This is a genomic window from Paenibacillus sp. P4_A9, assembly GCF_056402415.1.
The window spans coordinates 1-822 of the sequence record NZ_JBFUHL010000232.1 but is presented as its reverse complement, the minus strand read 5'-3'; the positions used below and the strand labels follow the sequence as shown (position 1 = coordinate 822).

1 protein-coding gene is annotated in these 822 nt (G+C 39.3%); it reads left to right on the top strand.

What is annotated here, in order from left to right; translation table 11 throughout:
• Positions 1-822: carbohydrate-binding protein (locus AC1DVJ_RS31180; protein ID WP_477596841.1), on the top strand; the 822-nt coding region annotated here is incomplete at both ends.

Genomic DNA, 822 nt, shown 5'->3' with positions numbered 1-822 from the left:
AATCCCAATATTCCATATATAAACATGATGAAAAACGCGGGCTTTGAAAGAGAAAATTTTGAAGAATGGACAGTTACTGCAGGAACTCCGTCACTTTTTAAGCAGTCCGCATGGGATTATAAGGCGTCAAGCATTGTTAGATTTCAGAATTATGCTGCTCGGCTTAAAGCTGGTGACGCCTTACAACAGACGGTATCCGGTCTTAAACCTAATACGACCTATACATTAAATGCTTGGGGAATCATACAGGGAACGGTATTTCAAGCAGAAGACTATAATTCAAGCTCAGGAACATTCAGCCCAACCCCTTACAGAGGAGAAAACTGTTTATGTGGTAACACTGCAGGTGCATGGGTTAAAYATAACGGTATCGACTTTGGAACAGGTTTATACAACAGCATCAACTTCGGTGCAGCAAATAGAGTGACCGGCGGTAAGATCGATGTTAAACTTGACAGTCCTACAAATTCATCGATTGCCAGTTATACTTTAAATGCAACGAATGACGCATTAAGCAATTCCAATTGGAATTACAATAAAATAGATACACCTATAACAACATCAGTTACAGGGGTACACGATGTATACTTGGTATTCTCAAATGCAAATGAAATCCTCCTGGATAACTTTAGATTGTCCACTACTACTGCTAATGTGGATCAAGCAATTTTAGGAGTTAAAGATTTTGGAGGTAATGAGAAGACTACAACGATAACGGATAAGTCTTTCAACAGTACGACAAGGGCGAAGAGCATTGAGTTTACTACAGGACCCAATAATACAAGCGCAACAATATATGCAAGCAAGCCAAACGGTAATTAC